Raw genomic sequence first — 7,469 nt, 5'->3', positions numbered from 1 at the left:
CTGCGCGCAACACCACGGGCCCGGGGGACCGCGCGATGACCGACATCCACGCCATCATCCTGACGCTGGAAGAGGAGAAGCACATCGCGCGCTGCATCGAGAGCATCCGCAGTCAGTGTGCGAGCATCCTCGTCGTCGATTCCGGCTCCAAGGACCGCACCAGGGAGATCGCGGCCGGCCTCGGCGCAGAGGTGATCGAAAATCCCTGGATCAACTATGCGACCCAGACCAACAAGGCGATCTCGGCCTGCGCCGGCAAGACCGGCTGGCTGATGCGCATCGATGCCGACGAATATCTCACGCCGGAATCGGCGGCCGGCCTGCACGACCTCTTGGACCGGCAGCCGCGCGACGTCGGCGGCATCGTCGTCCGCCGCCAGATCGTGTTTCTCGGCCGCCGCATCAAATGGGGCGCGATCGAGCCGAGCTGGCAGCTCAGGCTCTGGCGCGCCGGGCAGGGCTCCTGCGAGCAGCGCTGGATGGACGAGCACATCATCGTCACCGGCAGGGTGGTGCGATCGAACATCGATCTCGTCGACGAGAACCTCAACTCGCTCGACTGGTGGACCGGCAAGCACAATCGCTATGCCTCGCGCGAGGTGATCGACATCCTCGCCTCGCGCGGGCTGCTCGGCGAGAACATGGACATCCAGCGCCACAGCGCGTCCTGGCAGGCCAAGCTCAAGCGCTTCGTCAAGGAACGCGTCTACGAGAAGCTGCCCGGCGGCGTGCGGCCGCTGTTGTTCTTCCTCTACCGCTATGTCGCGCGGCTCGGCTTCCTCGACGGCAAACAGGGCTATTATTTCCACGTCCTCCAGGGCTTTTGGTACCGCACCCTGATCGATGCCAAGCTCGACGAGGTCATGGCGTTGGCGAAACGGCGGGGGATTCCGGTGAGCGAGGCGGTGCGGCTGGCGACCGGGTTTGACCCGAACGTCGCGGTACCGGCGCCGGCGCAGCCACTGCCGCGCATTGTCGCGGCAGAGGGCGAGCGTAGCCGCGAGCGGGCTGTCGCACACTAATCGCACGCAAGTTCGTCTGGAGTTTGTCGTCGCGAACCGGCGAGAGCAGATCGATCGGTTCCGATTGCGGTACGCGTAATTGTGTGGCGACGCCACGCTCGCGCGGACCAACGCGCAGTCAGTCGTGAATCAAAACAGTGCCGCATCCGATCCCGGATGCGGCACAGTCGACATCAACCCGTTCTTTTGTCCGTTACTCTGCCGCCTCGATTTCCGGCTGGCGGATCATCGGCTTCAGAGATTCCTTGGGGCGCTGGGTCTTCTGGACCTGCTGGTCGATCCAGGCATAGGTCTTGGCGATGCCGCTCGCGAGCGGCTGCGATGGGCGCCAGGCGAGCTTCTCGAAGATCAGCTTGTTGTTCGAGTTGCGGCCGCGCACGCCGAGCGGGCCGGGGATGTGGCGCGGGGTGATTGTCTTGCCGGCGATCTCGGCGGCGATCGCCGCGAGGCGGTTGATCGAGACCATTTCTTCCGAACCGATGTTCACCGGTCCCGCCCAGTCCGAGCGCATGAAGCGGATGGTGCCTTCGAGGCATTCGTCGATATAGAGGAACGAGCGGGTTTGCTCGCCGTCGCCCCAGATCTCGATCTCGCCGGGATTGCCGGCCTGCGCGACCTTGCGGCAGATCGCCGCCGGCGCCTTTTCCTTGCCGTCGTTCCAGGCGCCTTCGGGCCCGAAGATGTTGTGATAGCGCGCGACGCGGACCTCGAAACCGTGATTGCGGGCGTAGGCGGCATAGAGGCGCTCGCTGAACAGCTTTTCCCAACCGTACTCGCTATCGGGTGCTGCCGGATACGCATCGCTCTCGGCAAGGCCCGCGTTCTCGGCCTCGAGCTGCCGGTATTCCGGATAGATGCAGGCCGACGACGAGTAGAAAATGCGAAAACTGTTGCGGCGGCGGCAGGCCTCGAGGATGTTGAGGTTGATCTGCGCCGAATTGTGCATCACCGAGGCGTCGTTCTCGCCGGTGAAGATGTAGCCGGCACCGCCCATGTCGGCGGCGAGCTGATAGACCTCGTCGAAGCGCGTATCGACGGCTTCGTGGCAAACCGCGAGATCCCTGAGATCGCCGACGATGAAATCGTCGGCCTGGGTCGGGCTGAAGCGGGGATATTTGAGGTCGACGCCGCGGACCCAGAAACCTTCCGCCTTCAGGCGCTTGACCAGATGGGACCCGATGAACCCGCCTGCGCCGCAGACCAATGCCTTCTTCATACGCTGCTCCTGACCAATCGTAGTTTCTTTGTTGACGATGCGTTCTGGCTCGCACCGAAATCTTCGAGCAGCTGCGTGCATCGCTCACTGTCGCCGACATCGACATGGAAGTACGAGCTCGACTTGCGCTGGTCGCAGAGCAGGTGAACGTCGGATTCCGTGGGGCCAATGAACATCACCGGTAGATCGGAATCGACGCAGGCATAGACCTTGGACGGCAGCACGTAGCCGACGAACGCGTTCTTCAAGGTGATGAGATGCGCATCGGGCGTCCTGAGCAGCGAGGCGAGCTGATCCAGCGGCACGAGATCGGTGCGGATGTAGGGCACCTTGGCCGCGTCGAGCGCCTCGGCGACGGTCGCGGCGCCTTTCCCGATGGCGTTGAGCCAGAGCAGGACCGTTCCCGATCCCTGCCTGTAATGCTGGATATAGGCGTTGACGAATGTCGCCGTGTCGTGCGCGATGCCCCAATTTCCCGAGTACAGCAGCAGGAACTTGCCTTCGGTCTGCGCCGGGCGGGCGAGCGGCGGCGTGTCCGGACCGATCGCTATCGGGGAGGGATCGCGCTTCAGGACGATGCGCTCCTTGCTCACCCCGATCTCGCCGAGCCGCATCGCCTGGTCATGGCCGAGCACCTCGAAGGTGTCGACCCGGCGGCGCCAGAACAGGGTGAGGGTGAGGACGAGCTTCAGGAACAGGCTGGCGCTGCCGCGTTCGGCGATCGCGCATTCGGGATGGAAATCCGTGATGCGATAGATCAGCCGCTTGCGCAGCAGCGCGTTCAGCGGTGCGATCCAGTGCAGGAACAGCGGCGGGCTTCCGGTGAAGAGGACCGAGTCGGCCTTCCGGATGTAGGGCAGGGCGGCCCGCAACAGCTTGGTGTTGGTCGCGACCGTCCAGCGGATGCGCGCTGACGTCTTTGCCTTGTCGTAGGCCGGGACCGGCACCTTGACGATCTCGAGCGCGCCGCGCTCGAAACGTTCGATCGAACTGGTCGCCTCGCCGGAGGTGAGGCCGACGAGCGTGACATGCAGGCCGCGGTCGCGCGCGAGCTCGCGGGCGAACAGCACGGAATATTGTCCGACCGCGCCAAAGTCGGGCGGAAGCCAATCGCAGATGTAGACGAGGCGGGAGTCGGACATGATGGCGGCGGGCTGCTCAGTGATTTCGTGCGGTGAGGTGGCGGTCAATTGGCAGCCCGAAGTCATTGCCGCTCGGGGCTTGGTCCAAGCCGCGCCCGGTCAGACACGATGCGCGTCGCGTGCGCATATCGGGGCACTCGGGTGACATAACATTTAATCCGAAGGTTGATGTGGCAATTTGTGATTGAAGTTATGATGTTAACATGTCGCCTTCACGACGCGCGACGATCCGCGCCATGGACGACTGAAGGCGCGGTGATTCCGTGAGTTCCAGCCTTACGCCTGCGATTTTTCCAGCTCGCGCCATGCCTGCGCGATTGCGTCGTTCTCGACCCTCTCGCCGAACAAGATCATCGGAACGGTGCCGAGCATGATCTTGAGGTCGAGCATGAAGGACATGTTCTTGACGTACCACACGTCGAGCGCCGCCTTGTCGGTCGGCGAGATCGCCCGTCCGCCCTTGATCTGGGCCCAGCCCGTCAGACCCGGACGGACCAGGAGCCGGGCCGAATAATCCGCCGGCTGATCGATCGGAAGCAGTGGACGTGGCCCCACGAACGACATGCGGCCCATCAGGATGCTGATCAGCTGGGGCAGCTCGTCCACCCGCGTCCGGCGCAGCGCATTGCCGATCGCGGAGATGCGCTGCGACTCCAGCCTGCGGCGACCTTGCGCGTCATGCGCGGCGGCCATGGTGCGGAACTTGAAGACCTTGAACGGCTGGGCGCCGAGCCCGGGACGCTCCTGCCAGAACAGCACCGGAAATCCTACGTCCACGATCGTGACGATCGCGACGAGGCCCATCAGGGGCGCCAACATCACCAGCAGCAGCGTCGCCAGGACGATGTCGAGGAGCCGCTTGACGGTGCGATAGGGCGAACTCGCGAGGCCCTCGTTGCTTTTTGCGTTGAATGCGTAGGTCTGCGCCCGCGTCTCCGACGCATTGTCGCCGCGCGCCACTTCGGGGCTCGGACGTTCCCATGCGATCTTCTGGTCGAGGAATTCCAGTGGGATCGCGTTGGAAGCTTCGAGCGCAAACAAGGCCTCCCGGGCCTGGATCGACAGCTCGCGCAGCGGAACCGCGAGCGCGATCCGCGTGATGACGACGCCGTGCACTTCGAGCGTACGGACCACGTCGGCAACGTCTTCGGGGCTGCCGAGCACGCGATGCGACAGCAGCGAGAGGCCGCGGCGAGCCTGGGCATCCAGGAGGCCGACGACGCGCACGCGATCGCGCGCATAGCGGGTGATGCAGTGCAGATAGAGTTCGGCGAGCTCGTTGACACCGACGAGGAGGACGGATTCGGCAGCAGGGACGATCACGTCACGCGGCCAATCGCGCGGCGAGCGCCGCATGTGCCAGAGCCGGCTGCCGATCCGCGCCCCGATCATCAGCGTGACGGTGATCAGAACCTGCAGCAGCGGCAGGGCTCGCGAGACCCCGTCGAGCCGGTTGGCGATGAAGGTCAGTACGGCGGCACCGGCTACGATCGCGATGACCGCAGCGACGATGTCACGATAGTTCTGTGGAGAGCTGTAACGCCACACCGCCGTGGTGACGCCGGACAATGGCAGCACGATCGCGGCTGTGGAAATCGTGAGAAGTCCGTAGGGGATCAGAGCCAGAAGATGATCGCTCGAAAACTCGAGATTTTCGCGGAGCACCGACGAGGCGACCAGCGCGATCGACACCAACGCCAGATCCACCAGCAGAATGCGCAATGATCTCATGGCAATATACCGTCTAATTCCTTGTCATTTAATAGATATTCGCCGCGTCAGCAGGTGCTCCGGGCGGCTGCTTCACGGTTAACATTCGATTAACATTGGTCTGTGACATCGGGGCGACATCACAACATCAATTAGAAAGAGGTTCACAGAACACGTGGAGTCGTCGTGGCGGTGCATGTCGCCGAAAGCCTCGGCAGGCGCAGATTTGCGCGACCGGCGATGCCGCATGCGCAGCGACGTGCGTCACGAGGTTCGATGACGCTGTGATGTGCAGGCGATGCTCTCATGTCATCGTAACATAATATGACCTGGTGTATCCCGTGCCCGCGTTGCCAGGACCGAAAGCGTGCTGGCAATTGTGAGGTGCGTGCCCGGGGCTCGCGCATAACGTTCCGCGTAACACACGCGCCGACGCACGAAGCCGTGCGGCGAGCGTCAGAGGAGACGGGTGGGCAGATGACCGCGATCCTGGGGCTGAATTTCAATCACGCCGACGCATCGGCCGCGCTGATCCTGGACGGTAAGGTCGTCGCCGCCGTCGCCGAAGAACGCTTCGCACGTCGCATCAAGCATGACCCGTCGTTCCCGGAGAACGCGATCAGGTCCGTCCTTGCGATCGGCGGCGTGAGCGCCAAGGACATCGATTTCATCGCGGTGCCTCGCGATACCCAGCAAAATCGATTGAGCAAGGCGCTGTATGTCCTGCAAAATCCCTGGCAGGGGGCGCAGGCGGTCGCTGAGCATCTGCGTCGCGCCAATGCCGAGAAGGGAACTGCCGACCGGGTTGCGGAAGCCTGTGGCGTGGCGCCTGGCTCGCTTCGGGCCAAGGTCGTCAACGTGGAGCATCATATCGCGCATATCGCGAGTTCCTATTATTGCTCGCCGTTCGAGGGCGTTACCGCCGGCTTTTCCTTCGACAGCAGCGGCGATTTCGTCAGTGCGATGGCGGCGCGGTGCGAGGGCAGTCGCATCGAGGTGCTCGATCGTGTGTCGCTGCCGAACAGCCTCGGCTTCTTTTACACCGCCTGCTGCCAGTACATCGGCTTCGACGGCTTCGGCGAGGAATACAAGGTCATGGGCCTTGCCCCGTATGGGGAGAACACCCACGCGGAGTTCATGCGCGACCTCGTCAGCTCGCCGGACGACGGCTGGTTCCGTCTTGCACCCGGATGGTTCGGGATGCATTCGGGCGGCGAGAGCGGCGGAATGGACGAGCGCAACGCGATCGTGACGGGCACGCTCTACACCGACAAATGGATCGAACGGCTCGGCCCGCCACGCAAGCGCGGCGACGAGCTGACGCAACGGGAACGCGACATTGCCCGCTCGTGCCAGGTGCGGTTCGAGGACGTCGCGATGGATTGCTTCCAGAAGCTTCACGATCGAGTTCGCAGCAACCAGATCGCCTATGCCGGCGGATGTGCGCTCAATGGCGTGGCGAACGCACGCCTGCTGCGTGATACCCCGTTCGAGAAGGTCTATCTCCAGCCGGCCGCATCCGACGACGGCCTGTGCATCGGGGCTGCCATGTGGGCCTGGCACAACGTGGCCGGCAGGTCGGAGCGCTTCTACATGAAGCACGCTTATTGGGGCCCGGAATATTCGGACAGCGTCGTGCGTAAGGCCGCGGAAGCGTCCGGCTTCCCCGTTCATCAGGTCTCCCGCGCCGAGCTCCCCGAGGCGGCAGCCCGGCTGATCCGCGCGGGTCTCGTGATCGGCTGGTATCAGGGCCGGTCGGAATGGGGGCCGCGCGCCCTCGGCAACCGTTCGATCCTCGGCGATCCGACCCGCTCGGACATCAAGGATCTCATCAACGCCAAGATCAAGCGCCGCGAGCTATTCCGTCCCTTCGCGCCGACCATCGTCCGGCACGAGGTCGGGAAGTATTTCGAGCAGGACGTCTTCAGTCCGTTCATGATGCACGTCGTGAAAGTGCGTCCCGAGTGGCGCGATCAGCTCCCCGGCATCACGCATGTCGACGGCACCGGCCGTCTCCAGAGCATCGAGCGCGAGACGAACCCGCTGTACTTTGACCTGATCGAGGCGTTCGGACGGCAGTCCGGCATTCCGATCGTTCTCAACACCAGCTTCAACGAAAACGAGCCGATCGTCGACACGCCGGAGCAGGCCGTGAGCTGCTTCGTGCGAACCGGACTGGATGCGCTGTGTCTTGGGAATTACATCGTCGCAAAGCCGGAGCATGAGGCGCTCGTGCGCGACGTGTGTAGGTCGCAGGAAGCTGCGGCGACTTGATGCTCCGTCATGCGGCTCGATCTCCTTTGCGGAGGCAGGGCCGCCTGCGTCGGTACCGACGATATGTGAGCATCGCCGCGAAGCAGCGTTAGCGACAATGAGGAA

General features: G+C 63.7%; 5 protein-coding genes. 2 read left to right on the top strand and 3 right to left on the bottom strand.

The annotated features are described in order from the left end of the window. The first annotated feature begins 35 nt into the window (after nucleotides 1-35). Nucleotides 36-1,022 carry a glycosyltransferase family 2 protein gene (locus FOM02_RS28490; protein WP_063617178.1) on the top strand — a complete coding sequence of 329 codons (987 nt, stop codon included), beginning with the start codon at nucleotides 36-38 and terminating at the stop codon, nucleotides 1,020-1,022. A gap of 193 nt (nucleotides 1,023-1,215) precedes the next feature. Here the strand turns inward: FOM02_RS28490 and FOM02_RS28485 are convergent, their stop codons facing one another. The 3 genes from FOM02_RS28485 to FOM02_RS28475 form a co-directional block, all read right to left on the bottom strand. After that, nucleotides 1,216-2,238: an NAD-dependent epimerase/dehydratase family protein gene (locus FOM02_RS28485; protein ID WP_051377838.1), complete on the bottom strand. Its 1,023-nt coding sequence runs from the start codon at nucleotides 2,236-2,238 to the stop codon at nucleotides 1,216-1,218. Beyond that, entirely contained in the window at nucleotides 2,235-3,380 is a 1,146-nt protein-coding gene (locus tag FOM02_RS28480; protein ID WP_141263012.1) for a glycosyltransferase family 4 protein, read from the bottom strand. Before FOM02_RS28480 ends, FOM02_RS28485 begins: the two co-directional genes overlap by 4 nt. Nucleotides 3,381-3,656: 276 nt before the next feature. Beyond that, entirely contained in the window at nucleotides 3,657-5,111 is a 1,455-nt protein-coding gene (locus FOM02_RS28475) for a sugar transferase (protein WP_084334367.1), read from the bottom strand. Between the two features lie 456 nt (nucleotides 5,112-5,567). On the opposite strand from FOM02_RS28475, the gene FOM02_RS28470 reads away from it, so the two are divergent. Next, a complete protein-coding gene (locus FOM02_RS28470; RefSeq protein WP_265440318.1) occupies nucleotides 5,568-7,364 on the top strand; it encodes a carbamoyltransferase in 1,797 nt (598 codons plus the stop codon). The last annotated feature ends 105 nt before the right edge of the window (nucleotides 7,365-7,469 follow it).

Source organism: Bradyrhizobium sp. SEMIA (assembly GCF_014844175.1).
GTDB classification, from domain to species: Bacteria; Pseudomonadota; Alphaproteobacteria; order Rhizobiales; family Xanthobacteraceae; genus Bradyrhizobium; species Bradyrhizobium arachidis.
This window is presented reverse-complemented; position numbering and strand designations above follow the sequence as displayed.

What these genes read in the sequence shown, in the direction of transcription:
- FOM02_RS28490 (WP_063617178.1), top strand. Translation starts at nt 36, where the DNA reads ATGACCGACATCCACGCCATCATCCTGACGCTGGAAGAGGAGAAGCAC.
- FOM02_RS28485 (WP_051377838.1), bottom strand. Translation starts at nt 2,238, where the DNA reads ATGAAGAAGGCATTGGTCTGCGGCGCAGGCGGGTTCATCGGGTCCCAT.
- FOM02_RS28480 (WP_141263012.1), bottom strand. Translation starts at nt 3,380, where the DNA reads ATGTCCGACTCCCGCCTCGTCTACATCTGCGATTGGCTTCCGCCCGAC.
- FOM02_RS28475 (WP_084334367.1), bottom strand. Translation starts at nt 5,111, where the DNA reads ATGAGATCATTGCGCATTCTGCTGGTGGATCTGGCGTTGGTGTCGATC.
- FOM02_RS28470 (WP_265440318.1), top strand. Translation starts at nt 5,568, where the DNA reads ATGACCGCGATCCTGGGGCTGAATTTCAATCACGCCGACGCATCGGCC.